Raw genomic sequence first — 26,559 nt, forward strand, 5'->3', positions numbered from 1 at the left:
TTCGGGTTGGCGGCCTCACGGTTTCGCGTCCGCGTGCGACTCTCCGTCGGTAGGCTGAACCTTTCGCTATGCCGCCGCGAGGCGACGGGGGTGGGCATGGACCGCGGGCGGGCCGGTCGAGCCGCCGCGTTGTCGTGCGTGCGCACGGGAGCGGCGTGGTGAACCCGCCCCGCGAACCGGTCAACCCGTTCCCGCTCCCCGGCTGGGAGAGCACGCCGATGCGTCCCCTGCGGCCGTGGCACCGGCAGGAACACCGCGCGTACTACGTGCCCGTCGACGGCACCGAGAGCGCGTTCCAGCAGTTCCAGCAGGAGATCGGCGACCTGACCGGGCTGCTGGAGTACGGCCGGCTGGTGCTCGTCACCGGCGAGTCGGGCTGCGGCAAGACGGCATTGGTCAACCGGTGCGCGGACTGGGTGGTCGGCGAGTTGGCCGGGCTCGGGATGCGCGGCGTGGTGCTGGACCTGACCGGGTGCCTGCCCGCCGACCACGAGCTGTCCATCGACCAGCGCGCCGTCGAGGTGTGCGACCGGATGTTCGACCTGCTGGTGGACCACGACGCGTTGCGGGTCGAGGCCGCGGACCGGCTGGCGGGCGACCGGGACGTGCCGCGCCGGGTCTTCCCCCGCCTCGGCCGGTCGCTGCGCGCCGAGATCGCGCTCATCGTGCTGTTACCGAGTCCGAACGAGCTGGTGGACGAGGTGATCCGGTACGCGCGGGTGTTCAGCAGCGCGAAAGTGCTGTTCCTGGCCGAGTCCGCGTACTTCGGGCCGGACGAGGTGGCCGACGTCGTGCGGCAGCTGGAGACGTGGGTCCCGCCGATCACGCTGTACGTCGGCCCGCTCGACCCGGGTGACGCGCAGCGCTTCGCCGAAGACCGGTTGTCCCGTCACGTGGCGGCGGGGCGCTATCCCGGGTTGAGCGACGACGCGATCGAGCTGGTGGCGAAGCACTGCCAGTCGATCGCCATGCTGCAACGCTTCCTGCACGGCACGTACCAGCACAAACTCGGCTCGGGACTAGGCTACTCCGAAGCCGATCAGGTGTCCGTCGAGGACATCAGGGCGTTCTTGAACACGAAGTCCCGGAACGGACTGGGGAATGGGCCATGAGCGGTAGCAGCGACCTCCCGCCCACGCGGAAGAACCCCTTCTCGCCGATGGCGGTCGCCCGGATCACGGACTTCGACGCCGATCCCGACGCGGTCGACGTGGCGATCACCACCGACGCGACCCGGCAGGCGCTCGCCCACCTCACCGCCTACCTCGACGCGCCGCCCGCGCGCGGCGGACGTGACCGCACCGGCACCGTCGTGGCCGTGCTGGGCGACTACGGCACCGGCAAGACGCACCTCGCGGTGCGGCTGGTCCGGCACGCCCGGCAGGCGCTGGCCGACCCGACGCACGCGCTGTACCTGGACGCGACGGCGGAGAGCTTCATCGAGCTGTACCGCCGGTTCATGCAGAAGCTGGGCCGTGAAGGCGTGCGCGCGCAGGTCAGCGAGTACTACGCGGACATCGTCGCCGACTCGCTCCAGAGCAGCGGCCTGACCAGCGACATGCTGGAGTGGCTCGGCAGCAGGCAGCTGGAGCCGCAGGAAGTCGTGGAACGGCTGGGCCTGATGGAGAGCGCGTTGCTGCGCAAGGTCCAGGACACGCTGCGCGAGGTCACCAACAACAAGGCGTTCGGCACCGCGCTCACCCTGTTGCTGCGACCGGGGTTCGAGCACGCGGTGTGGTCGTGGCTGCTCGGCGGCACGCCGGACCAGGTGCTGGTGGAGCGGGGCATCGCCACGCCGATCGACACCGAGGTGGCCGCGCTGGAGGCGATGGGCGTGTTCGCCCTGCTGTTCGGCGGCCGGCAGCGGCGGTTCGTGCTGGCGGTGGACGAGCTGGACAAGATCTTCTCCGCGGACAGCAGGCCGCACGCCCGGACCATGGCCGCGTTCCAGACGTTGTTGCAGGTGTTCGCCAAGGCCGGGGCGTGCCTGGTGCTGTGCGGGTTGCCCGACTTCAAGTCCGTGCTGCCGCCCGCCGTTCGCCAGCGCATCCCGTACACGGTGGTGATGTCCGGGCTCAGCCAGGGCGAAGTGCGGGAGTTCATCACGTTGGCGCAGGAGCAGGTGTTCGGCTCGGCGCAGTTGGCGCCGTTCACCGTGGACACGACCCGGTACCTGCGTGACATCGCGCGCGGCAACGCTCGGAACGTGATCCGGTTGTGCCACCGGGTGTTCCGGATGGCGGACGACCTGGCGCGCACGCCGGGCCACGAGTTCGTCGTCACCGAGGACATGGTGCGGCAGGCGGCGCGTGACCTGTTCGGGTCGCTCAGCTCGGACGACATCGACGGCGTGGTGCGCCGGCTGCTGGACGCCAACGGCCTGGACTACCTGCACCGCCACCTGCTCGGGGCGGCCGAGGACTCGTTGGTGGACTTCTGGGTGACGTTCCCGGACCGCACGGGCGGCTGTGCCGTGCTGCTCACCCGGTCGTTGCTGGACAACGCGGACGTGAGCGCGGTGATGCGGCGGATCTCGGCGGTGCGCGAGGCCGATCCGGACGCGGAGATCATCCTGCTGGTGAACGGGGTGGTGGCGGACGGCGTGGCGATCCAGCTGCGCGAGCTGCTGGGCCGGGAGCCGCTGGTGTACGTCGAGCGGACGTTCGCGGACGACTTCAAGGCGTTGGTCGGCGCGATGAGCGCGCGCTTGGACGGCGACTCGGACCCGTTGTCCGCGCTGCGGCTGGGGATGGACCGGTTGGCGCGGCAGCAGTCGAGCATCTACGGGTTCATCGAGCAGCTGGCCGAGCACATGGACGGGGTGCGCGCGTCGTCGGACCGGCAGCTCGGCGCGATCCAGCGGCAGCTCGGGTCGTTGGCCGGCACGCCCACGCCCGTGGACTCTCCCCGGCTGCCCGGTGAGGTGGAGCGGCTGTTCCGGGACGCGGTGGACGCGTTGGAGGACTTGACCCAGGTCGACGTGATGTTCCAGGAGGCGTTCGACCACGCGCCGACCGCCACCCAGGAGGCGGTGCACCGCAGGCTGCGGATGCCGGAGTTCACCCAGGCGGCGGTGCAGGCGGAGTTCATGCGGAAGGCCGTGCAGGCGTTCCGGGGCGCGGTGTCGCAGTGGTACCAGTCGTCGTCCGACTCCGATGCCGAGGACCGGTTGGACGAGCTGTGCGGGATCTACGACGGGATCGTGGAGTTCCTGCCGCTGTTCCTGCTGGACCCGCTGTTCAAGCTGCCACCCTGGTCCGCCCGCACCGGCACCTTCGTGGCCGAGGTCAACCAGAGTTCACGCCGGACCCGCGTGCACGAGGCCCTGAGCAACCTCAGCCCCCGCGTCCGCCGCGCCGTCTTCCGCTCCTCCCCCACCTGACCCGAACGCGGAACTCGGGGTACCTGAACGTTCGACACGCGGTACGCGAACGTTCGACACGCGCGCGAGTCGAACACTCAGGTCCCGCGAGTCGAACGTTCAGGACCCCTGAATTCAACGCTCAGGGCGTGGGGTTGGGGCGGGGGAAGGCCGGTCGAGGGGGTGCCGGGGTGGGGCGCGGGCGGGTTGGGGTGGGGGGTGCGGCGCGGAGCGGGGTGTGCAGTGCCGGGCGCGGAGTGTGCAGTGCCGGGCGGGGTGGGCGTAGGCGGTCGTAGGCGCCGTTGGTGATGGCGTTGAGGAGGTTCACCGCTACGACAGCGGGGGCGACGACTGCGATGGCGCCGGGGAACGTCGGTTCCAGCAGCAGCGCCAGGATGATCGCGGTGAGGCCGTTCTGCTGCCCTAACGCGAGCCGCATCCGGTCGCCACGCCAGCGTTTCGGCACAGTCAAGGCGAAAGCGACCACGGACTGCGAACCGAAAGCGGCCACGCCCAGGACCACGCCGACCAGCGCCAACGTCCAGCTGAACTCGGCGGCCAGCACCAGGCCGACAGCGGCGATCGCCAGGAACATGCCCGCCTCCGCGAGCCCGTCCACCCACCGCCCCAGGTTCGGCCGGAAGAACAGGCCCAGCAACGCCAACGCCAGCAGCAACGCGTACTGCACCGCCACGAACCCGAGCGCCAGCACCGCCACCACCATCACGGCACGCACCGAGTACCGGACCAGCAGCCCGCCCGCTTCCGCCCGCCGCACCCGCCCGCGCACCAACGTCCACAGCATGAACGCCACCCCCGCCAACGCCAGGTTCAGCACCAGGTTCACCGCGAACGACCCCACGCCACCGACCGCGCCGCCACCCTGGAGCGCGTACGCGGTGATGTAAACGGTGAGCAGCACGGTGATCGGGTCGTCGAACGACGCCCACGCGGACAGCAGCGCCTTCGCCGAGTCCGACATCTTCGACTTGGCCCGCATCGCGGCGACCGACAGCGGGTCGATCTGCGCCACCGCCACCGCCAGGATCAGGTGCCGCGGATCGCGGAACACGAAGAACATCACGCCGAAGATCAACGCGACCTTCGCCAGCACCCCGAGCGTCACCGCCAGGACGACGGTCCTCAGCTGCCGGCGGAACTCCGCGATCACGATCCCGCTGGTGCTCGCGTACAAGCCGAAGCCGAGCAGCGCGGTGATGAAGAACCCGTACGCCGGCGACTGGTCGACGTCACGCAGACCCAGCTGCCACGCCGCGATCCAGCCCGCGCCAAGGGCCGATAACAGCGCGGCCGAACGGGTCACGGGCGTCACCACTACACGGTAGGCAGGGTTGGATGAGCCTTCAAGGACCGGTTGGAGTGAGTTCTTCGGCCAGCGCGGACATCCGGTCGTCCGCCGCACGCACCCGCGCCTGGTCGATCGTCACCCCGACGAGGTACTCCCCCGCGCGCAGCCGGTAGTAGTAGATCGCGCCCATCTCGACGTCCAGCACGAGCCGTTCCACCAACCCGCCGACGACGGGGCTCACCGCCCGGTTCAGCTTGGTGGCCAGCGCGCCCAGCTCCTGCACGAACCCGTGGTAGAACCGGCGCCGCGCGTCCACCGTGATCTGCCTGAAGAACGGGGCCAGCGACGGGTCGCCGAGGCAGTCGACCATCGCCCGCACCTCGGCGTCCACCACGTGCGCGACGAGGTGCAGGTCGGTCGCCCGCACCGCCTCCATGCACGACACGAGCGGCCCGTCCCCCACCGAGACGTGCGGCTGCGCCTCCTCGTCCACCGGCAGCGCGACGACGTCCTCCGCGCTCTCCCACCCGCCGGGGTTGAGCGAGCCGAGGCTGAGCTGGCCGCGCAGCCGGGTGGCGAGCCCGGCCACCGCGCGGTCCGCCTCGTCCACCGCCGGGTGGCCGAACAGCGGACCGGCGCCCGTGTGGTCCAGCACCAGGCCGACGACGTGCTCGGTCGGCACGACGGAATCGCAGAACAGCGCGCCTTCCTCGGTGTGCACCACGGTCCGGATGACCCGCCCGGTGCGCACTTCCTGGAGGGTCCGGTCCAGCGTGGCGACCTGGAACGTCAGGTGCCGCCCGAGCCGCTTCAGCTCCTCGCGCCGGGTGCCGCCGGGCAGGCCGTCGGGCGGGGGCGGCTGGTCGCCGAGGGCGTCGATGCCGAAGTCGAACACCCCGCTGCTGTAGTGCGCGAGGTAGTGCAGCGCCGGTGTCTCCCGGATCGCCGCGCCGCACGCCTGCCTGGCCAGGTCGAACTCGGGGCCGACGTGCTCGGCCTGCTCCTCGTGCAGCTCCACGCCGGTCCCTCCTGCGCCCTCAGGTGTGCGGGATGTCGACATCGCACTCCCGCCAGTCCTGGTCGGTCGGGTGTGCCGCGAGCCGCAGGTTGTGCGCCGCCACGGCGGTGTGCGGGTGATCGTGCCCCAGGAACTCCACGCAGTCTGTGTGCGTTTCCGAAATCAGTTCGGCGGCCCGGTCCGCGTCACCCGCCGCGGCGAGCACCCGGGCCTCGTCCACGGCCGCCGCGAGCGTCCACGGGTGGGTGTCGCCGAGCCGTGAGCGCAAGGTCTCGGTCGCCGCCGCCACGTGGCTCACCGCGCCGGTGAAGTCGCCCGCGCCACGCAGCGCCAAGCCGAGCCCGAGCTTGCACAGCGCCACGAACGGGTGGTGGTCGCGCAGGCCGACGTGCTGCTGGAAGCCGGTCAACGCGGTGCGCGCCAGCTCCGCCGCCAGCTCCGGGTCGACGCCGATCCGGCGGTGGTCGGCGGCGAAGCTCAGCGAGCAGCCCAGCGTGTACGGGTGGTGCGGGCCGAGGAGTTCGCGGTAGTCGCGCAACGCCTTGCCGGTGCGTTCCTTGGCCGCCTTGGGCCGACCCGCGAGCCGTAACGCGATCGCGTAGTTCCAGTGCACGCCGACCTGGATCTGGTTCAGCTCCGGCCGCAGCGCCTGCAACTGCTGCGACGCGGACAGCAGCGACTCCAGGGCGTCCGGGTAGCGGCCCAGCTCGCGCTGGTACAGGCCGAGCTGCGCGAGCGTCGACCACGTCCGCACGTCACCGGTGCCGAACAGGCGGCGACGACGGCGGAAGTTGTCCTCCTCCATCGCGAGCGCGCCGGCCGCGTCACCGGACAGGAACATCGAGGCCGCCAGGTTGTTCGCCGCACGGCGGGTGTCCGGGTGGTCGTCGCCGAGCACGGAACGCAGACCTTCCCAGGTCGCCTGGTCCTCCGCCAGCGCCTCGGCGAACAGACCGAGCCCGCGCAGGTCGCCGCCACGGCCGCGCGCGGTGATCAGCGGACGGGGGTGGGTGAGGTCCAGCGCGCGCCGCTGCTGCGCCAACGCCAGGTCGTCCAGCCGCAGCGCCTCGACCGGGTCACCCAGGATGCGGTGCACGTTGGCCAGTTCGGTGGCCAGCCGGTTGCGCAACGGGTCGGCCGGGCCGAACCGCCGCGTCCACGCGTCCAGCAGCGCGCGACCCGGCCCCACCGCCGCCCGCCGCACCCCAGCGCCGCCGTCGGTGAACAGGAACCGCACCTGGTTGACCAGCCAGCGCCGCACCTTCGGGTCGGAACTGCCCATCGCGCCGGACGGGATGACGTGCTTCTGCAACTCGGCGAACCGGGCCCGCCGGGTCGGTGACTTGTCCTCCACCTCGGTCGGCGCCAACGCGGCCAGCGCGCTCAGCACGTCCGCCTGCCGTGCGTCCCGTTCGGCCGGGCCCATCCGGTCGCGCAGCGCGCCCTGCACGACCCGGTGCAGGCGCAGCGAGTACTGGTCGCCCCAGTCGACGCGGAACAGCCCGTACCGCGCGCCGTACCAGAGCACCCGGTCGATCTCGGCGGCGTCCAGCTCCAACGGCTCCGCGTCCACCCCGCCCGACGTGATCACCCGGCCGAGGAACGCGGGCGAGCGGACCAGCCCGAGGTCCGCGCCCTCCGGCGACAGGAACGCGCACAGCTGCGCGACCAGCACCGCCAGCCGCCCGGTCGCGTTGGCCCGCAACGAGTCCACCGTGACGTCCACGATCCGCGCCACACCGTCCGATTCGGACCGGTCGAGGCGTTCGAACAGGGTGCGGGTGGCCCACGTCGCCGCGTCCGAGTCCCGGGAGCCCGCGGCCAGCTCGGCGCGTGCCGTCTCGTCCAGCCACGACGACGCCAGGTCCAGCGAGAGCGGCAGGTGGTCGACGGCGTCCGCGACCCGCCGCGCGTCGTCCGCGGTCAGCCCCGGCACGCGGTCGAGCAGCAGGCGCACGCTGTCGTCCGCACGCATCGGCACCAGCTCCACCGACCCGTCGACCGGGCCGGACGTGATCAGCACGTGGCCGGTGGCGCCGGTCGGCAGCAGGTCGGCGATCACGTCCGGGTCGTCGGCGTTGTCGTAGACGAGCAGGGAACGCCCGTACACCGGGTCGTTCGCCAGCCGTTCCAACGCGGAGAGCGTGCCGTAGTCGGTCGAGCCGGGGTGGCTCAGCCGGACGGCGAGGTCGGCGAGGCCGCTCAGCACGGACTGCCGGTCGTGCGCGGACAGCCACCACACCGCCGCGTAGTCCGCCGAGAACCGGTACGCGTACTCCAGCGCCAGTTCGCTCTTGCCGACGCCGGGCACGCCGTTGACCGTGATCACGGCCCGTTCGTCGCCCGCCGCCATGAACTGGTCGCGCAACGCCTCCAGGTCGTCGTCACGGCCGACGAACGCGGGGTGGCGCGGCGGGAGTTCGAACACCTGCGGGTGGCTGCCGGGCACCCGCATACCCGGCTCGTGCACCGTGCCGGGCCTGTCGATCAGGCCGAAGTGGCCGACCAGCCGGGCGCTCAACGTCTCCGGGGTGTGCTCGTGCACGGACAGCGCGCCGTCCACCGGCTCGTCGTCGGACAGGACCAGCCGGAGGATCGTCAGCGGACGGTCGGGCAGCTCCACCGGACCGAGGTTCGGCGACGACAGCACCACCACGCCCGGTGGCACGTCGGCCTCGAACCACTCCGCCGCCTCGGTCGACCGGCGGACCTGTGCGCCCGCACGCTCCAACTGGCCGCGCACCCAGTCCGCCCAGGCCCGGTCGCACGGGGCGTAGACGACGACCACGCGGTCCGGCTCGTCGGTCGACGTCAGGCCGAACACCCGCCGGTAGCGGGACCGCAGCACCGCCGACACCGGGGCCGGTTCGGTCACCGCGCCGCCCGTCACCGCCGCCGCGAGCCTGCCGTACTGGGCCTCCAGCGCGCCGCCGCTGGTCGGCTCCTCGACCAGGATCGCGAGCAGCGGGTCGAACGCGTCGAACGGGCGGTACGGGATCTCGATCGTGCCGCCGTCCGGCACCCGTTTCGCCTGCCCCGCCAGCAGTTCGGCGAACGCGGCGTGGATCGCGGACCGGATGCGCCGCGCGCGGGACTGCTCGTCGGCGTCGTCGAACAGCGTCGCCACCGGCACCACGTCGATCCGGATGGGCGCCCGCTTGCGCAGGCGTGCGGCCAGGTCCGCCGCGTCGGCGATGGCCCTGGGGCGCGGCCGGAAGCACACCACGGCCAGGTCGCACAGGGTCGCGATCAGGGTCAGGGACTCGTCACCGGCTCCGGTCGGCGCGTCGATCAGCACCTGGTCGTAGTCGGACTCGGCGAACCGCTCGCGCAGGTCGGCGATCGCACCGGCGTCACCAGTGCCGGGCCGGGTCGCCGCGACCGGTGACACCACGTCGATGTGGCCGGCCTCGGCCACGTCACCGGCAGGCGGCGCGAACCGCTCGGCCGCGGGCGCCGGTTCCTCGTCGCGCGACGGGTCCGCCCGGTACGCGGCGACCAGGCCTCGGCCCAGCGCGTCCGGCAGGGCGAGGCGGTCGACCAGGAACGGCTCCAGGTACTCGCGGACCCGCGGCACCTCCGAACCCCAGTCCACCACCAGGACCCGCTGCCCGGCCGCGGCCAGCGTCCACGCCAGGTTCGCCACCGCGCTGGTGCGGCCGGTGCCGCCGGTCGCGGACAGGAAGGCGGCGACCCCGGTGTGGGCCGGGGTGGTGCGCGGGGTGCTCATCTGCTTGCTCCAGGGCGGCCGGGGGGACTTCGGAATACCGGGATCTCGGGCCTGCGCGCCCGTGACTCAGCCGCGTTTCACCCGAATGGCCCTGCTCACAGCGAACTCTCGAACGCGGCGAACCGGTTGGGCAGTTCGGCGTTCTCCGCCAGGATCCGGTGCAGCGCGGCGCGCAGCGCGGTCTCCGGCAAATCGGCCAATCGGGCCAGGTCCACGCCCGTGACGTCCAGGAGTTCGGACTCCAGAACGGGTTCCTCCGCCATGTCCGGTGTACCCCCTCACCGCAATGCTGCGGGTTTGTCGGCGGTCGCCGCATTGCCGGCCCCGCCGACGCCGTACTTCCATCGTAGTGAACGACAACGGTCGCCGTCCGGAATCCACCGATTGGCGGAGGCAGCGGGGCGCCGGGCTGTGTTTGGTTGCTTGTGGGGGTTTTGATTGCTGTGGGGTGGGGTGAAATGAAAGCGGCGCCGTTCCGCCAGTTCGTGCTGAAGGTGCACGGCCGCTGCAACCTGGCGTGCGACTACTGCTACGTCTACGAACTGGCCGACCAGCGGTGGCGTTCCCGTCCCCGGGCGATGTCGCCGGTGATCGTCGCGCACACCGCCGAACGGGTGGCGGAACACGTGTGCGGGCACGGGTTGTCCGACGTGGAAGTGGTGCTGCACGGCGGGGAACCGCTGCTCGCCGGACGTGCGGCACTCGGCGCGCTGGTGGCGCGGTTCCGTTCGGTGGTGCCCGTTCCGGTGCGGTTCACGGTGCAGACGAACGCCACATTGCTGGACCGCGAATTCCTGGAGCTGTTCTCGGCGCTCGGTGTGCGGGTCGGGGTGAGCGTGGACGGCACACCGGAAGCGCACGACCGGCACCGCGTGCGGCCGGACGGGACGGGGACTTGGGCGGCGGTGCGGACGGCGTTGGAGTCGTTGCGTTCGTTCCCCGAGGTGTACGGCGGGCTGTTGTGCGTGGTGGATGTGCGGAACGACCCCGTGCGCACCTACGAGTCGTTGCTGGAATTCTCGCCGCCGGTGGTGGATTTCCTGCTGCCGCACGGTAACTGGTCGTCTCCGCCACCGGGACGGGTGGCCGGGTCGTCCTCTGCGCCGTATGCGGATTGGCTGATCGCGGTGTTCGACGCGTGGTATCCGACGCCGGTCACGCGGGTGCGGGTGTTCGAGGAGTTGTTGGCGGTGTTGCTGGGCGGGGATTCCGGGGTGGAGGGGATCGGGTTGAGCCCGTCGGGTCAGGTGGTGGTGGAGACCGACGGTTCGATCGAGGCGTCGGACATCCTGGCGTCCTCCTCCCCCGCCGCTTCCGCTACCGGGCTGCATGTGACGCGTGACCCGTTCGACGCGGCGTTGGACCTGCCCTCGGTGCTGGCCGGGCGTTCGGGGTTGGCGGGGTTGTCCTCGGAGTGCCGTCGGTGCCCGGTGGTGCGGGTGTGCGGTGGAGGGCTGCGGGCGCACCGGTTCCTGGAGGGCGCGGGGTTCGACCGGCCTTCGGTGTACTGCACGGACCTGCTGCGGCTGATCGCGCACGTGCGGTCACGGGTGGCGGCGGACCTGGCGGCGTTGGCGTGACGGTTGCGCCGTTCCGGGTTTCCGTCGCGGACTTCACGGCTCTCGCGCGGGGCGGGGGTGGGGTGTCGGCGGTGCGGACGTTGCGGCTGGCACGGCGGAGCCGGACGTTGCTGATGATCCGGTCGATCGCCGCGGACCCGGCGGCGCGGCCGGCGTTCTCGCTGTTGCGCGAGGTGGCGCGGGTGGCGCCGGAGGCCGTGGACCGGGTGCTGGACCACCCGTCGGTCGGGGCTTGGGCGACGCGGACGGCGTTGGCGCTGCGGCGGGGTGGGGCGGCGCGGCCCGCCGAGTTGGCGTTCACGGCTGCCGCGGCGGCGGTGCGGGCGGGGATGGCGGTGGACTTGGCGTTCCCGCCGGTGTCGGTGTTCTCGTTGCCGTCGTTGGGGGTGGTGGTCGGGCCGGGGTTGGCCTACGAGCCGTTGCCGGAGATCGACCTCGGCGGGTTCTCGGTGCAGGTGGACCTGTGGGCCGGTGGTGGCGTGCCGCCCGAACTGCCGGTCGCGCGTTCCGTCGATCTCGTGTGGTGGCGTGACGCTCTCCAGGCGGCTTGGGCCCTGTTGATCCGTGACCACCCTGAGCGCGCTGTCGAGTTCGCCGAGGTCGTCTCGGTGCTGACGCCGATGCCGTCCTCGCCGGTCGGCACGAGCAGCGCGACGTTGGCCGACGCGTTCGGCTGCGTGTTCCTGTCCCCGATGCCGGACCCGGAGGCGCTGGCGGTGACGCTCGTGCACGAGGGCCAGCACAGCAAGCTGGTGGCGTTGATGGACCTGTTCGCGCTGGTCGAGCCGTCGCCGGACGCCCTGTTCTACGCGCCGTGGCGTGAGGACCCACGCCCTGCGGCGGGGCTTCTGCACGGCACGTACGCACACATGGGCGTGGCCGGTTTCTGGCGCTCGCGCACCGGCCGTGCCGCGCAAGCCGAGTACGCGCGCTGGCGTTCAGCCGCCCTGACCACCGCCGACACCCTCCTGACCAGCGGCGCCCTGACCACGACCGGCACCCGTTTCGTCACGGAGATGGCCACCGTCCTGCGCGACTGGTGCGCCGAACCCCTGCCCGCACCCGTCCTCGCCGCTGCCGCCGCCGAATCCGCCGCCCACCACTCCCGCTGGCAAGCCACGCACCGCCGGACGTAAAGAGCGACTCGCCGGGGTCGGTCCGCTGGGTTGAGGGCTTGGGCCGCGATACTGCCCGCCATGCTCACCGCCGACGGCCATCTGGTGCACTCCCCGGCGGACCTGGTCGACCTGTTGGAGTGCGAGCACCGCAGCAGGCTCGCGCTGGCGCTGGCCGTGGGGCTGCCCGGCGCTCCGGTGCCGGACGACCGGACGAACCACATGGCCACCCGGCACGGGATGGCGCACGAACAGGCCGTCCTTGCCAAGTTCCGCGCCGAGCACGACGTGGTCGAGATCCCGCAGCCCGCGCCGACGCACGAAGCCCTCACGGCAGCCGCTCAGCAGACCGCTGACGCCATCGAGGCCGGAGCGCCGGTGATCTACCAGGCCGTCTTCTACGCCGACGGCTTCCAGGGCCGCGCCGACTTCCTGGTCGCCACCGACCGGGGCTACGAGCCGCACGACGCCAAGCTCGCCCGGCACGCCACCCCCGCCGCCGTCGTCCAACTCACCGCCTACGCCAACGCGCTCAAGCACCTCGCCGGTCCCGCGATGCACCTCCTGCTCGGCGACGGCACCACGAAGACGTTCCAGGTCGCAGACTTCCTCCCGCTGGTCCGCGACCTCCAGACCCGCGTCAAGGCCCGTCTCGCCGCACCCGCCTCCCTCCCCGAACGGCTCTGGGACGACGAACGCCCCGCCTGCGCCACCTGCCGCTTCGGCCGCCACTGCGCCACCGGCCGGGAACAGGACCGCGACCTCTCCCTGGTCGCCGGCATCCGCACCGACCAGCGGCGCAAGCTGGTGTCGGCCGGCCTGGGCACGATCGACGCCCTCGCCAACGCCACCCGCGCCGACCGTCCCGCGACGATGTCCGCCACCACGTTCACCGGCCTGCGCGCCCAGGCCGCGCTCCAGGTCATCCAGGACGACTCGCGCACCGAGGACGACCCGATCGGCAAGGTCGCCTACGAGGTGGTCGGACCGGAAGCGCTGGCCACCCTGCCCGTGCCCAGCCCCGGCGACCTGTTCTTCGACATGGAGGGCGACCCGTTCGCGCTCAACGGCGAAGGCCTGGAGTACCTGTTCGGCGTGGTCGACGCGGACGAGAGGTTCACGCCGTTCTGGGCGCACACCCGTCCCCAGGAGAAGGCCGCGTTCGAGCGGTTCGTCGACTTCGCCACGCAGACCCTCGACACCCACCCGGAAGCGCACATCTACCACTACGCGCCGTACGAGGTGAACGCCCTCAAGAGGCTGGCCGCGCTGCACGGCACCCGTGAGGACGCCGTCGACCACCTACTGCGCTCGAACGCGCTGGTGGACCTCTACGCCGTGGTGCGCAAGGCGTTGCGCGTGTCCCAGCGGTCGTACTCGATCAAGTACCTGGAACCGCTCTACATGCCCGACGCCCGCGCGGGCGAGGTGACGAACGCCGTCTCCAGCATCGAGGCGTACGAGGAGTTCCTAGCCCTGCGCACGGTGGACCCGGCCCGTGCCGAGGACGTGCTGACCGGCATCGCGGACTACAACACGTACGACTGCGTCTCCACGCTCCGGCTGTACCGGTTCCTGCTGGAAGTGCGCGAGGAGGCGGGCATCGAGCCGCACGTGGCCGAGCCGTCGTTCAGCGAGGAGATCGAGGACGAGATCGCGGCCCAGCGCCGCGCCGAACGGGCCGAACGCCTGGCCGCCGTGGTCGACCCGCTGCTCGAAGGCCTGCCGGACAACCCCGCCGACGCGACCGACGACGAGCGGGCGCGGGCGTTGCTGGCCGCCGCCGTCGGCTACCACCGGCGGGAGACGAACCCGGCGTGGTGGGACTTCTTCCGGCAGATGGCGGCGCCGCTGTCGGAGCTGGAGTCGGACAGCGCGTGCGCGGTGCCGGTGTCGGTGCGGGCCGAGGACTGGGTGTCGCCGTCCGGGCGGGTCCGCAAGGCCAAGCGCGAGCTGCGGGTGTGGTGCGACCCGGACCGGCCGCACCCGTTCGCGACCGGTGACCAGGTCCGGCTGCTCTACCCCGGCACGCCGAACGTCACCCGCGACGCGGTGGTGCTCGCCGAGTCGGCCGAGGACATGGTGGTGCTGGAGAGCGCCGCGCCGGACGACGTCCACGGCGAGCAGCCGATCGCGGTGCTGCCCGGCAGCCCGGTCCAGCCGAAGCCGAAGGACGAGGCGGTCTACGAGCTGGCCCGGTCGGTCGTGGACGAGCTGCCGACGCTGCCCCCGCATCCCGGCATCGACCTGATCCGCCGCACGCCACCGCGGCTGAAGGTGGCTGAACTGCCGCGCGGTGAGGACCTGATCGCGGACGTGATCGCGGCGGTGGACGCGTTGGACGGCTCCACGCTCGCCGTGCAGGGGCCGCCGGGTGCAGGCAAGACGTATCTGGCGGGACGGCTGATCGCGCACCTGATCCGCGGCGGGCGGAGCGTCGGCGTGACGTCCAACAGCCACAAGGCGGTGGAGAACGTGCTCAGCGCGGCGTTGGCCGCCGGACGTGAGCTGGGCGTTCCGATCCCCACCGCCAAGCGTGCGAAGGGCACACCCGCGAAGGACTGCAAGTGGGAGCAGCCGCGGGACAACCCGGCGTTGGTGCGGTGGCGCGACGACCAGGGCGGCGGGCACCTGGTCGGCGGCACGGCGTGGACGTTCTCCAACACGGCGTTGCGCGAGCAGCCGTTCGACGTGCTGATCGTGGACGAGGCCGGGCAGTTCGCGCTGGCCGACGCGCTGGCCGTGTCGACGTGCGCGCGGAACCTCGTGCTGCTCGGCGACCCGCAGCAGTTGCCGCAGGTCGTGCAGGGCACCCATCCGGCCGGTGCGGAGGCGTCGGCGTTGGGGCACCTGATCGGTGACGCGGACGTCATCCCGCCTTCGCTCGGCTACTTCCTCGACCAGACGCGGCGACTGCACCCGGCCGTGTGCACGCCGGTGTCGAACCTGTCGTACGCCGGTTTGCTGCACGCGCACCCCAGTGCCGCCGCACGCGGGATCGACGGCGTGCCGTCCGGGCTGTACGTGCACTCGGTGTCCCATTCGCACAACACCACGTCGTCGGTCGAGGAGGCCGAGGCGGTGGTGGAGGTGGTCCGGTCGCTGATGGGTCGCATGTGGACGGACGGGCCGGACGCGCGGGCGTTGGACGACTCGGACATCCTCGTGGTGGCGCCGTACAACCTCCAGGTCCGGTTGGTGCGGCGGGAGCTGGAGAAGCACGGCTACTCGGAGGTGCGGGTCGGCACCGTGGACCGGTTCCAGGGCCAGGAGGCGCCCGTGGTGATCACCACGATGACGTCTTCGGCGGCCGTCGACCTGCCGCGCGGACTGGACTTCCTGTTGTCCCGCAACAGGTTGAACGTGGCGTTGTCACGCGCGCAGGCGGTGGCGGTCGTGGTGTGCTCGCCGAGGCTGGTGGAGGCCGACATCCGTGACGTCGACCAGTTGCGGCTGGTCTCGGGGATGATCGGCCTGATGGCCGAGGCCGGGCGGTGGGACGGCTGATCCCGACCCTCAGAGGCACTCAGCGGCTTTCAGGGGCCCCCAGAGGCCGAAGTGGCGTGGCAGGTCGCCGTCGAGGAAGCGCGTGACGGCGCGGATGCGGTCGTCGGCGAGGGTCAGCACGATCAGCTCCACCGGGCGGTCGGTCGACGCGCCCAGTTCGGCCAGGTAGGACGCGAACGCGGGCTGCGTGTTCGCCCTGGTGGCGACCAGGCGGACTCGGCGTGGTCGCCGCCAGCCGAAACTGGCGCGGAAGAACGCGGCGATCGCGGCGGCGCCGTGGTACTCGTGCGGCGCGGGCGGCATGGCCAGCCACGCGTCGTCGGTGAGCAGCCCGACCACGGCGTCCACGTCGCCCGAGGTGAACGCGTCGGCGAAGCGCCTGCTCAGCTCGCGTTCCTCCGGTGAGCCCGGTGCGGGGGCGGGTCGGCCGTCGCGGTGACGTTCGATCGCGGCACGGGCGCGTTGCAAGGTGCCTTTGATCGCGACCTCGGTCGTGCCGAGCATGTCCGCGACCTCCGCGGCCGGGTAGCCGAGCACGTCGCGCAGGACGAGGGTGGCGGCCTGCCGCGGCGGCATCAGCTGCAAGCCCGTGACGAAGGCCAGCTCGACCGCCTCCCTGGCGTGGTAGCGGGCTTCCGGTCCCGGCGCGTCGTCCGCGACCTGCTCCAGCAGCGTGTCCGGGTACGGCTGCAACCACGTGGTCTCGACGCGGCGGGTCGGTTCCGGCGGGGTGAACGGCGGCACCGGCTCGGACGGGCGGCGTCGGGCGTCACGCAGCGCGTTCAGGCAGCGGTTGGTGGCGATCAGCGTCTCCTGCACCACGTCCTCGGCGTCGACCAGCGAGCCGAGGATGCGGTAGCAGTGCAGCCGCAGCTCGCCCCGGTACCGCTCGGCGAGGTCGCGGAACGCCTGCTCGTGCCCTGGCTGCGCGTGGTCGGGTCCGGTCCGGCTCACGAACCGCATCCTCGCACGGCGGTACGACAGTCACCGTCCGGCGGAGAAATCCGGCCGGGACCGTTCCGTTCGACGCACCGGCGGTGTCCAACCAACGAACCGTCCATCTCACGAGAGGAATCGAGCATGACCGGCACCGCCCTGGACACCGCCCTCGCCTACTACCACGCGTGGACCGGCCACGACTTCGACCGCGCCATGACCTACATCGCCGAGGACGTCGTGTGCGACGCACCGGCCGGGCGCATGGAAGGCGCGGCCGCTTTCCGTGACTTCATGGGCCCGTTCACCCAGATTGTCGTCGACACGACCCTGATCTCGGCGTTCGGCGACGACAAGACCGCGCTGTTGATGTACGACACCAAGACCTTGCCGGTGGGCAGCGCGCCCGGCGCCGAGCACCTGACCGTCCGGGACGGAGTGATCACCCACGTCCGGATCATCTTCGACCGGTTGCCGTTCGACGCGGCGCGCAAGGCGTCCGAGGTGGACGCGCGGTGATCCCCGGGAGGCGATGTCGAGGATCTACGGAAAGTAGTTATGCAACCCCAGATCGGGCTGTCTTCTTCCACCGATAGTGTGACGCGGTTCTCCTCAGTCCTTCCCTCAGGAGCCCTCACATGCAGCTCGCCAGAGTCGGAGCCTTCCTCGGCGCCGTCACCGCCGCCGTCGCCGCGACCGTGTTCGCCGCCGCGCCCGCTCACGCGCACAACGCCATCTTCAGCGCCGGGTGCGAGGGCGAGAAGAGCACGCTGACCGCCGACCTGCAGTGGTACGACGCGCACGAGACCAAGAAGAACACCGTCAAGATCACCCTTGACGGCGAGGAGATCGAGAACACCACCTTCGGCCAGCACTTCAAGGAGACCTACGTCCGCGACAGCGACGTCGAGCTGGTCTTCGAGTACGAGGTGCTCGCCTGGAACGACCCGATCGACGAGGACAACGACAAGGCGTGGTCGGTCCGCGGCACCTTCAAGGTCCCGTCCTGCGTGAAGACGACCACCACGACCACCACGACGACCACCACCACGGCCGTCACCACGACCACCGCCGAGGTCACGACCACCGCGCCGACCACCACCACGGCCGAGACCACGGTGGAGACCACGACGGAGTCCACGACGCCGGTCACCACGACCACGACCGCCGAGGTCGTGCCGGTCGCCGACACGGGTGACGACCTGGCCGACACGGGCGCGAGCATCGCGATCCCGCTGGTGATCGGCGTCGTCCTGCTCGGCGGTGGCGCGGCCCTGCTGATCGTGCTGCGCCGGCGCGCGGCGAACAACTAGCTCTTCCACTCGGCCCCGGTCACGTGCGCGTGACCGGGGCCGAGCCGTGCTACGGCAACACCTGGATCTTGCGCCCCTGCCCCGCCCGGAACCTCGACAGCGCCGAGGCGTAGTCCGCCAGCGGCAGCCGGTCGCTGATGAACACCTCCGGGTCGAGCACGCCGGTGGCGAACAGGTCGGCCGCGCGTTCGAACGAGTGCAGCACGGCCATCGACCCGGTGATGGTGATCTCCTGGTTGTAGATGCGGTACGGGTCGATGGTCACCCGCGCCGCGTAGTCGGAGACGCCGAACTGGAGGAACGTGCCGCCCTTGGCGACCCGGCCGAGCCCGTCCTGGATGGCCTTCTCGTTGCCGGTGGCGTCGATGACGACGTCCCACCCGCGCGGCCGGTCCAGCTCGTCGGCGGACGCCGCGGTGGCCGTGACGCCCAACTTCTCGGCGGTGGCCAGGCGGTCCGGGTTGAGGTCGACCACCTCGATGGACGACGCGCCGGTGAGCTTGCCGAGCTGGAGCATCATCAGGCCCATCGTGCCGGAGCCGTAGATCAACACCCGTTCGGCCAACCGCGAGCGCAGCACGTCGTAACCGCGCACCGCGCACGACAGCGGCTCGATCAGCGCGGCGTCCTCGGTGCGCACGTGGTCGGGCAGCTTCACGCAGTTCGCCACCGGCGCGAGCGCGTACTCGGCCGCGCCACCACCGGTCGTGACGCCGATCGCGGCCCACCGCTCGCACAGGTTGTTGCGCCCGGACCGGCACATGCGGCACTCGTGGCAGTACAGCGAGGGGTCCACCGCGACCCGGTCGCCCACCACCAGCTCGGTGACGTCCGACCCGACCTCGGCGACGACGCCCGCGAACTCGTGCCCCGGCACCACCGGCAGCGTCGGCGCGAACTCCCCTTGCAGGATGTGCAGGTCGGTACCGCACAGCCCGCACGCCGCGACGTCCACGACGACCTGGCGCGGGCCGGGGGTCGGGTCGGGCACGTCGGCGACCTCGACCGCGCCGACCCCGGTGATCACGGCTGCTTTCACTTCACGGCTCCCAGGGAGAGGCCCTGGACCAGCTTGTCCTGGGCGGCGAACCCGGCGACGAGCACCGGCAGCGACACCACCACGGCGGCGGCGCACACCTTGGCCAGGAACAACCCCTGGCTGGTGACGAACCCGGTGAGGTAGACCGGCGCGGTGCCCGCGACCACGCCGGTCAGCACGCGGGCGAACAGCAACTCGTTCCAGCTGAAGATGAAGCAGATCAACGACGTCGCGGCGATGCCGGGCATGGCGACCGGCGCGACGACCCGGCGCAGCGTGGTGACCAGGCCCGCGCCGTCGAGCGCGGCGGCCTCCAGGATCTCGACCGGCACCTCGGCCAGGAACGACCGCATCAGCCACACCGCGATCGGCAGGTTCATCGACGTGTAGAGCACGACCAGGAACGAGATGTTGTCCAGCATCCCGGTGAACTGCGCGACCAGGTAGATCGGCAGCAGACCGGCGACGACGGGCAGCATCTTGGTGGACAGGAAGAAGAACAGCACGTCCGACCACTTCTCGACCTTCTTGATCGAGAGCGCGTAGGCCGCCGGTATCGCCAGCAGCAGCACCAGGACCGTCGAGCCGATGGACGCGCTGAGCGAGTTGATCAGCGGTGGCCACGGTTCGGAGTCGAAGAAGCCGGCGTAGCTGTCGAACGTGATCGGCGCGGCCAGGGACGGCGGGTTCGTCGCCGCGTCCGGCTCGCTGTGCAGCGAGGTGAGCACCATCCAAGCGACCGGCGCGAAGAACAGCAGTCCGGCGAACCAGGCGACGACGCCCCAGATCCGGTTCATCCGCGCACCTCCTCTCGGAGCAGCGACGACACGACGCGCAACGCGAACGTGGCGATGATGATGGAGCCGATCACCACGACCACGCCCGCCGCGGACGCCTGGCCGTAGTCGTGCGCCTGGTAGAACGTCTGGTAGATCGTGTACGGCAGGTTCGCCGTGCCCAGGCCGCCGGACGTGATGGTGAAGACGGCGTCGAAGTTCTGCACGACGTAGATCGAGCCGAGCAGCGCGCCCAGCTCCAGGTACTGGCGCAGGTGCGGCAACGTCAGGTAGCGGAACACCTGCCACGCCGTGGCGCCGTCGATGCGCGCGGCCTCCACGGCGTCCTGCGGGCGGCTTTGCAGGCCCGCCAACAGGATCAGCATCATGAACGGCGTCCACTGCCACACCAGCGACGCCTCCACCGCGAGCAGCGGCATGCCGCTGATCCACTCCGGCTGCGGGGCGTCCGCGCCGAACAACCACGTCAGCACGCCGTTGAACAGGCCGTACTCCGGGTTGTAGAGCGCGTGCTTCCACAGCAGCGCGGCGGCGACCGGCACCACCAGGAACGGCGCGATGAGCATCGTCCGCACCAGTCCGCGCCCGGCGAACTTGCGGTCCAGCAACAGGGCGAGTCCGAGGCCGAGCAGGAGGCTGACCAGCACCACGGTCGCGGTCAGCACGACCGTGGTGCCGATGGCGCTGCGCAGATCCGGGTCGGTGAACACGGCGGTGTAGTTGTCGATGCCGGCGAACCCGCGGTTGGCCGGGTCCAGCGAGTTCCACCGCATCAGCGAGATGATCAGCGTGGCCACGAACGGCAGTTGGGTGACCACGATCGTGAAGATCAGGGCGGGGAGGAGCGGGGCACGCCTAGCCCAGCGCGCCGCCGCGTTCACCTGCCTCGTCCGCGTCGGGGGCCTCGGCTCGGCCGGTGCCGCCACCTCCCGCACGGCGGTCATCGGGACCTCCCGATGGGGGTGGGGTTGCTCATCAGTTCCCCCGGTACTTCTTCGCCACGGTTTCCGCCAGCGCCTGACTCTCGTCCAACGCGGCGTCCACTGTGGACGAGCCGGCGATGGCGGCGCTGATCTTCTGCGACACCTGCGTGCCCAGGTCGGTGAACTCCGGGATGCCGACGAACTGGATGCCGCTCGCGGGCCGTTCCTGCACGCCGGGGTCGGTGGGCTTGGCGCCCGCGATGGCCGCCTCCGCCTGCTTGGCGAACGTTCCGCCGGCCGCCAGGTACTCGGGCCGCTGGTACGTCGACTTCCGCTTGCCGTCGGGCAGCTTGGACCAGCCGAGGTTCTTGCCGACCAGCTCCTCGTAGCCCTTGCCGGACGCCCAGGACACGAACTTCCAGGCGTTGTCGGCCTTCTTGCTCGCCTTCTGGATGCCGAACGCCCACGTGTAGAGCCACGCGGAGCTTTCCGTCTTCACGACCGGGGCCTGGGCGAAGCCGAGCTTGCCCTTGACCGGCGAGTCGTCCGCCTCCAGCAGACCGGCGGCGACCGTGGCGTCGTACCACATGGCGACCTTGCCCTGGGTCATGTTGTTCAGGCACTCGGCGAACCCGGCCTGCGGCGCGCCCGCCTCGCCGTGCGCGCGGACCAGGTCGACGTAGAACTTGGTGGCTTCCTTGAACTCCGGCGCGTTGAGCCGCGCTTGCCAGTCCTTGGTGAACCACGTGCCGCCGAACGTGTTGACGACGGTGGTCAGCGGCGCCATCAGCTGACCCCAGCCGGGCTGGCCGCGCAGGCAGATGCCCTTCATGCCGGGCTGCGCGCCGTCGACCTGGGCGGCGATGTCGGCGACCTGCTGCCACGTCGGCTTCTCGGGCATGGTGAGGCCCTTGGCGTCCAGCACGTCCTTGCGGTACATGAGGAACGACGACTCGCCGTAGAACGGCTGGGCGTACACCTTGCCATCGGCGGCGGTCAGCGACTGGCGGATCGGCGCGAGGACGTCGTCCTGGTCGAAGCCGGTGTCCTTGGCGACGTAGTCGTCCAGCGGGGTGAGCCAGCCGTTCTTGGCGTAGATCGGCGTCTCGTAGTTGCTGATCGTGGCGACGTCGTACTGGCCGGCCTGGCTGGAGAAGTCCTGGCTGATCTTGTCGCGGACGTCGTTCTCGGGCAGCACGGTGAAGTTGACCGTGATGCCGGTGTCCTTGGTGAAGTTGTCCGCGGTGAGCTTCTGGAGGTCCTGCATCTGCGGGTTGTTCACCATCAGGACGTTGATCGAGTTGTCGGCGCCGCCGCCCCCGCCACCCGCGCCGGCGCACGCGGTCGTGGCCAGGAGCACCGCGGCCAGCAGGCCGCCATACCGCAATGACTTCATCGTCTTGCCTTCCTTAGGGCGAGCGGAAGCAGACCCCTGGTGCCGGGGCCTCTGGGTGGGTTGGGTCAAGCCCGGACCGTTAAGCCCGAACGGTCAAGCGCGGACGACCTTCGGTCCGAGCAGGGCGTAGCGGTGCGCTTCGCCCGCGGGCAGCACGGAGTCCGTGACGACCGCTTCCAGGTCGGCGACAGTGCCGAACCGGTGGAAGCTCGCGACGCCGAACTTCGTGTGCACGCCGACGAAGATCCGTCTGCGGGACGACGCCAGGGCCTGGGCCTTCACCGCGCCCACCGCCGGGTCCGGCGTGGTGAGGCCGTGCTCGCGGGAGATGCCGTTCGCCCCGATGTAGGCGAGGTCGATCACCATCTCCGACAGCATGCGGGTGGCCCAGTGGTCCACGGTCGCCAGCGTGTGGCCGCGGACCCGTCCGCCGAGCAGCAGCACCGTCGCGGACGGGACCTCGGACAGCACGGCGGCGGTCGGCAGCGACGCGGTGATCACGGTCAGCGGCCTGCCGGTGGGCAGGGCCTCGGCGACGAGCTGGGGTGTGTAGCCCTCGTCGATGAACACCGTCTCCGCGTCACCGAGCCGGTCGGCGGCGGCTCGGGCGGTCCGCCGCTTCTCCGGCACCATCGACGCGGACCGGAACTTCAGGCCCGTCTCGTAGCCGGCGCTCTCCACCGGGAACGCGCCGCCGTGCGTGCGGCGGACCAGGCCGTGCTCGTCCAGCAGTCGCAGGTCGCGCCGCACGGTCTCCTGCGCGACGTCCAGCTCGGCCGCGATCTCGGCCACGTCGACCCGGCCGTCCGCCCGAGCCCTGGCCAGGATGCGGCGCTTGCGTTCGTCCGCCCGCATGGCGCCTCCTTGCCCGCTCGGACCGTCGCTGCCCGTTCGGGCCGCGCATAAGGTGTAACACCGCGGAAATAGTGTGGCCAGCGCCACAGCCGGGTCAGCGATGCCCGAGTTTCGCCCGCTTTCCCTGACCGAACACACACCATCAGCCCGTTTCGTGCCCGATCGGCCCCAATTCCTTGCCCGTTCCCACCCCACTCAACGCGTCAGGCCCCTGGGTTCACGCAACCCAGGGGCCTGCACACACGTTCCGAACGTTGAATTCACCCGTCCTGAACGTAGGACACGGTGGTCCTGAACGTACGACTCGCGCGTTCTGAACGTAGGACTCACGCGAGTCGAACGCTCAGGTCGCGTGAGTCCTACGTTCGCGTCGCGTGAGTCCTACGTTGGGGACCACCGTGTCCTACGTTCCGGTACCCCGAATTCAACGCTCAGGACAGGGCTGGGTAGTCGATGTAGCCCTTCTCGGTGCCGCCGAAGAAGCTGGTCTGGTCCGGGGTGTTGAACGGGCCGCCGTTGGCCAGGCGGGCAGGAAGGTCCGGGTTGGCCAGGAACAGCGCGCCGAACGCGAGCGCGTCCGCGACGCCGTTGTCCAGCAGGGCCAGCTCTCCGGGGCCGGTCACACCTTCGGGCGTGAACGGGTTGAGGATCAGCGTGCCGGAGAACCGCTTGCGCAGCTCCAGCGTCAACGGCCGCTCGTCCTGCTCGGCGACGTGCAGGTAGGCCAGGCCGATCGGGTCGATGGCGTCGACCAGGGCCGGGTACAGCTCGCGGTGGGTCACCTCGGCGATGTCGTTGTAGCCGTTGCCGGGGGAGATCCGCAGGCCGACGCGGCTCGCGCCGATCGCCTCGGACACCGCGCGCACGACCTCGACCACGAACCGGATGCGGTTCTCGATGGAGCCGCCCCACTCGTCGTCACGCAGGTTCGTGTTGTCCGCCAGGAACTGGTGCAGCAGGTAGCCGTTGGCCCCGTGCAGCTCGATGCCGTCGAACCCGGCCTCGATCGCGTTGCGCGCGGCGGTGGCGAAGTCGGCGATGGTCGCCTCGATGTCCGCCGGGGTCAGCTGCACGGGCGGCAGGTAGTCGAGCATCTCGGTGCCCGTGAACAGCTGCCCGTCCGCGCGCACCGTGGACGCGCTCACCGGGTGCAGACCGTCCGGCAGCAGGCTGGGGTGGCCGATCCGGCCGGCGTGCATGATCTGCGCGAAGATCCGTCCGCCCGCCGCGTGCACCGCGTCCGTCACGCCACGCCAGCCCTCGATCTGCTCCGCGCTGTGCAACCCCGGCGTGTGCGTGTACCCCTGACCCACGGGGGACGGTTGGATGCCCTCGGTGATGATCAACCCGGCACCGGCACGCTGGGCGTAGTACTCGGCCATGACCGGCGTCGGCACGGTGTCGTACGCGCGGCTGCGGGTCATCGGCGCCATCACGATCCGGTTGGCCAACTTGGTGCCGGCCAGGTCGAACGGCTCGAACGCGGTGCTCACGGCTGCCTCCAGGATGCTGTTTACCTGTCCGAACAGCAATCACCCCGGAGTACATTCCGATCAGCCACTGTGACGGCGCTCACGATCGAGGAAGACTAGAATCGTGCCATGGCTCCGACCGGACAAAAGCCCACGTCAGTACCCACTCCTCCAGCCACGGAGGACAGTCCGATCAGCCATGCCATCGTCCGGATCGCCCGGCTGCACCGCCTGCTCGCCGCACAGCTGCTCAGGCAGGCAGGGCTGCACCCGGGCCAGGAACTCGTGATGATGCAACTCTGGGAAAGCGGCCCACGGCGGCAGGCCGACCTGTGCGGCGCACTCGGCGCGGACTCCCCCACCATGACCCGGACCGTGCAGCGCCTGGAACGCGCCGGTTTCGTGCGCCGCTCCCCCGATCCGACCGACGGGCGCGCCGCCCTCATCGAGCCGACCGCCGCCAGCCAGGCCCTGCGCCACCAGGTCGAACGCATGTGGCGTGAGCTGGAGGAGGCAACGGTCGGCGAGCTGGACGACGACCAGCAGGCCGAGACCCTGAGGGCGCTCGGCCTGCTGGAGACGAACCTGGCGAGTCGGGCACACCGCGCGTGCCCCGACGGCGACGGCGGGCGGTAGCCGGCGGAGCTAGCGGGCGGGACCTGGCCGGGAGCTAGCCGGCGGAGCTAGCGGGTGAGCCTGATCCAGGCGGCGGTGTCCGTCGGCACGGCGCCGTCCACGAGCGGCCCGCTGGTCAGCAGCACGCCGTCGTGCGCGGGCAGTGGGACCGGCGAGTCGGACAGGTTCAGCACGCACGCGAAGTCCGTGCCCCGGGTGAACGCGACCACCCCCGGCCCCAGGTCCAGCCACTCCATCGGCCCGTCACCCAGCGCCTCCTCCGAACGCCGGCGGGCGAGCACGGTCCGGTAGTGCGCCAGCATCGAGTCCGGGTCGCCGGTCTGCGCGGCCACCGACAGGGACTTCCAGTGCTCCGGCTGCGGCAGCCACGACGGCCCGCCCTCACCCCACGGGATCGGCACCCGGCACCCGTCACGACCCCGGTCGGTGTGCCCGGACCGCACCCACACCGGGTCCTCCCGCAGCTCGTCGGGCAGGTCGTCCACCTCCTCCAGCCCCAGCTCCTCCCCCTGGTAGACGTACACGCAGCCGGGCAGCGCGGTGGTCAGCATGATCGCCGCACGCGCCCGTTTCGCGCCCAGCTCCAAGTCCGTCGGAGTCAGGTGCTGCCGCCGACCGAAGTCGAACGACGTGTCCGAACGCCCCATCCGCGACACGTGCCGCGTCACGTCGTGGTTGGACAGCACCCACGTGGGCGGCGCACCGACCGGCGCGTGCGCGGCCAACGTGCCGTCGATGACCCGCCGCAACTCGCCGGATTCCCAAGGGCAGCACAAAAAATCGAAGTTGAACGCCGAGTGCAGCTCGTCCGCGCGCAGGTAGCGGGCGAACCGCTCCGGGTCCGGCAGCCACATCTCGCCGACGAACACCCGCTCGTCCGCGTACTCGTCCAGCACCTCCCGCCACGACCGGTAGATGTCGTGCACGCCGTCCTGGTCGGAGTACGGCAGGTCGGCGTCGGGCCTGGAGAAGTCCTTCACCAGCCCGTCGGCCACGTCGATGCGGAACCCGTCCACCCCCCGGTCCAGCCAGAACCGCAGGATCGACTCGAACTCGGCCCGCACCTCCGGGTTGGTCCAGTTCAGGTCCGGCTGCTCCGGGCTGTAGAGGTGCAGGTACCACGAGCCGTCCGGCGCCTGCGACCACGCCGGCCCGCCGAACCTCGACTGCCAGTCGTTCGGCGGCGAATCGCCCTCGTGGAACCAGAACCGGTCACGCCCCTCGCCCCGCAACGCCTCCTGGAACCACGGGTGCTGGTCCGAGCAATGGTTGGGCACGATGTCGATGATCACCCGCAGGCCGACCCCGTGCGCCTCGCCGATCAGCTTCTCCGCCTCCACGAGCGTGCCGAACACCGGCTCGATGTCGCGGTAGTCGGCGACGTCGTAGCCGCCGTCGGCCAACGGGGACGGGTACCAGGGGCTGAGCCAGATCGCGTCCACACCCAACTCGGCGAGGTAGGGCAGCTTCCGCCGCAGTCCCGCCAGGTCGCCGACACCGTCCCCGTTGCCGTCGGCGAAACTGCGCGGGTACACCTGGTAGATGGCCGCACCGCGCCACCAGTTCATGTGG

General features: G+C 71.2%; 20 protein-coding genes. 8 read left to right on the forward strand and 12 right to left on the reverse strand.

Features of this window, described 5'->3' with window-relative positions; translation table 11 throughout:
- The first annotated feature begins 158 nt into the window (after positions 1-158).
- Both F4560_RS21260 and F4560_RS21265 read left to right on the forward strand, forming a co-directional pair.
- Positions 159-1,112 (forward strand): P-loop NTPase family protein, encoded by a 954-nt coding sequence (locus F4560_RS21260; RefSeq protein WP_184922483.1) that lies wholly within the window; start codon positions 159-161, stop codon positions 1,110-1,112.
- Positions 1,109-3,382 carry an ATP-binding protein gene (locus F4560_RS21265; RefSeq protein WP_184922484.1) on the forward strand — a complete coding sequence of 758 codons (2,274 nt, stop codon included), beginning with the start codon at positions 1,109-1,111 and terminating at the stop codon, positions 3,380-3,382. Before F4560_RS21260 ends, F4560_RS21265 begins: the two co-directional genes overlap by 4 nt.
- A gap of 121 nt (positions 3,383-3,503) precedes the next feature.
- Here F4560_RS21265 and F4560_RS21270 read toward each other — a convergent pair whose 3' ends face one another.
- The 4 genes from F4560_RS21270 to fxsA form a co-directional block, all read right to left on the reverse strand.
- Positions 3,504-4,694: a hypothetical protein gene (locus F4560_RS21270; RefSeq protein ID WP_184922486.1), complete on the reverse strand. Its 1,191-nt coding sequence runs from the start codon at positions 4,692-4,694 to the stop codon at positions 3,504-3,506.
- A gap of 31 nt (positions 4,695-4,725) precedes the next feature.
- Positions 4,726-5,688, reverse strand: a complete 963-nt coding sequence (locus F4560_RS21275; protein ID WP_184922488.1) for a hypothetical protein — start codon at positions 5,686-5,688, stop codon at positions 4,726-4,728.
- Between the two features lie 19 nt (positions 5,689-5,707).
- Positions 5,708-9,418 (reverse strand): FxSxx-COOH system tetratricopeptide repeat protein, encoded by a 3,711-nt coding sequence (gene fxsT, locus F4560_RS21280; RefSeq protein WP_184922490.1) that lies wholly within the window; start codon positions 9,416-9,418, stop codon positions 5,708-5,710.
- Between the two features lie 95 nt (positions 9,419-9,513).
- Positions 9,514-9,681, reverse strand: a complete 168-nt coding sequence (gene fxsA, locus F4560_RS21285; RefSeq protein WP_184922492.1) for an FxSxx-COOH cyclophane-containing RiPP peptide — start codon at positions 9,679-9,681, stop codon at positions 9,514-9,516.
- A gap of 195 nt (positions 9,682-9,876) precedes the next feature.
- On the opposite strand from fxsA, the gene F4560_RS21290 reads away from it, so the two are divergent.
- From F4560_RS21290 to F4560_RS21300, 3 genes are all read left to right on the forward strand, one after another.
- Positions 9,877-10,998, forward strand: a complete 1,122-nt coding sequence (locus F4560_RS21290) for an FxsB family cyclophane-forming radical SAM/SPASM peptide maturase (RefSeq protein ID WP_184922494.1) — start codon at positions 9,877-9,879, stop codon at positions 10,996-10,998.
- A complete protein-coding gene (locus F4560_RS21295; RefSeq protein WP_184922496.1) occupies positions 10,995-12,134 on the forward strand; it encodes an aKG-HExxH-type peptide beta-hydroxylase in 1,140 nt (379 codons plus the stop codon). Before F4560_RS21290 ends, F4560_RS21295 begins: the two co-directional genes overlap by 4 nt.
- Positions 12,135-12,218: 84 nt before the next feature.
- Entirely contained in the window at positions 12,219-15,620 is a 3,402-nt protein-coding gene (locus F4560_RS21300; protein ID WP_184929288.1) for a TM0106 family RecB-like putative nuclease, read from the forward strand.
- A 9-nt stretch (positions 15,621-15,629) separates the two neighbouring features.
- Here F4560_RS21300 and F4560_RS21305 read toward each other — a convergent pair whose 3' ends face one another.
- Positions 15,630-16,583 (reverse strand): RNA polymerase subunit sigma-70, encoded by a 954-nt coding sequence (locus F4560_RS21305; protein WP_184922498.1) that lies wholly within the window; start codon positions 16,581-16,583, stop codon positions 15,630-15,632.
- A gap of 117 nt (positions 16,584-16,700) precedes the next feature.
- Here F4560_RS21305 and F4560_RS21310 point away from each other — a divergent pair, with 117 nt between their 5' ends.
- Both F4560_RS21310 and F4560_RS21315 read left to right on the forward strand, forming a co-directional pair.
- Positions 16,701-17,075, forward strand: coding sequence for a nuclear transport factor 2 family protein (locus F4560_RS21310; protein ID WP_184922500.1), 375 nt, complete (start codon positions 16,701-16,703; stop codon positions 17,073-17,075).
- A 119-nt stretch (positions 17,076-17,194) separates the two neighbouring features.
- Positions 17,195-17,869 (forward strand): LAVTG motif-containing sortase-dependent surface protein, encoded by a 675-nt coding sequence (locus tag F4560_RS21315; RefSeq protein WP_184922502.1) that lies wholly within the window; start codon positions 17,195-17,197, stop codon positions 17,867-17,869.
- 49 nt (positions 17,870-17,918) lie between these two features.
- Here the strand turns inward: F4560_RS21315 and F4560_RS21320 are convergent, their stop codons facing one another.
- From F4560_RS21320 to F4560_RS21345, 6 genes are all read right to left on the reverse strand, one after another.
- Positions 17,919-18,908: a zinc-dependent alcohol dehydrogenase family protein gene (locus F4560_RS21320; protein ID WP_184922504.1), complete on the reverse strand. Its 990-nt coding sequence runs from the start codon at positions 18,906-18,908 to the stop codon at positions 17,919-17,921.
- Positions 18,905-19,705: a carbohydrate ABC transporter permease gene (locus tag F4560_RS21325; RefSeq protein ID WP_184922506.1), complete on the reverse strand. Its 801-nt coding sequence runs from the start codon at positions 19,703-19,705 to the stop codon at positions 18,905-18,907. The genes F4560_RS21320 and F4560_RS21325 overlap by 4 nt, the downstream gene beginning before the upstream one ends.
- Positions 19,702-20,649: a carbohydrate ABC transporter permease gene (locus tag F4560_RS21330; RefSeq protein ID WP_184922508.1), complete on the reverse strand. Its 948-nt coding sequence runs from the start codon at positions 20,647-20,649 to the stop codon at positions 19,702-19,704. The genes F4560_RS21325 and F4560_RS21330 overlap by 4 nt, the downstream gene beginning before the upstream one ends.
- A 31-nt stretch (positions 20,650-20,680) precedes the next feature.
- Complete coding sequence (locus F4560_RS21335; protein WP_184922510.1) at positions 20,681-22,024, reverse strand: ABC transporter substrate-binding protein; 1,344 nt, start codon at positions 22,022-22,024, stop codon at positions 20,681-20,683.
- A 93-nt stretch (positions 22,025-22,117) separates the two neighbouring features.
- The gene (locus F4560_RS21340) at positions 22,118-22,879 is read right to left on the reverse strand and encodes a DeoR/GlpR family DNA-binding transcription regulator (protein WP_184922512.1); all 762 of its coding nucleotides are present in this window, start codon (positions 22,877-22,879) and stop codon (positions 22,118-22,120) included.
- 431 nt (positions 22,880-23,310) lie between these two features.
- Complete coding sequence (locus F4560_RS21345; RefSeq protein ID WP_184922515.1) at positions 23,311-24,372, reverse strand: alkene reductase; 1,062 nt, start codon at positions 24,370-24,372, stop codon at positions 23,311-23,313.
- 108 nt (positions 24,373-24,480) lie between these two features.
- Here F4560_RS21345 and F4560_RS21350 point away from each other — a divergent pair, with 108 nt between their 5' ends.
- On the forward strand, positions 24,481-24,987 hold the full coding sequence (locus F4560_RS21350) for a MarR family winged helix-turn-helix transcriptional regulator (protein ID WP_184922517.1): 507 nt from the start codon (positions 24,481-24,483) through the stop codon (positions 24,985-24,987).
- A gap of 47 nt (positions 24,988-25,034) precedes the next feature.
- On the opposite strand, the gene F4560_RS21355 is transcribed toward F4560_RS21350, so the two are convergent.
- On the reverse strand, positions 25,035-26,555 hold the full coding sequence (locus F4560_RS21355; protein WP_184922519.1) for a glycoside hydrolase family 13 protein: 1,521 nt from the start codon (positions 26,553-26,555) through the stop codon (positions 25,035-25,037).
- Positions 26,556-26,559 lie beyond the last annotated feature (4 nt).

Source organism: Saccharothrix ecbatanensis (assembly GCF_014205015.1).
Lineage (GTDB): Bacteria > Actinomycetota > Actinomycetes > Mycobacteriales > Pseudonocardiaceae > Actinosynnema > Actinosynnema ecbatanense.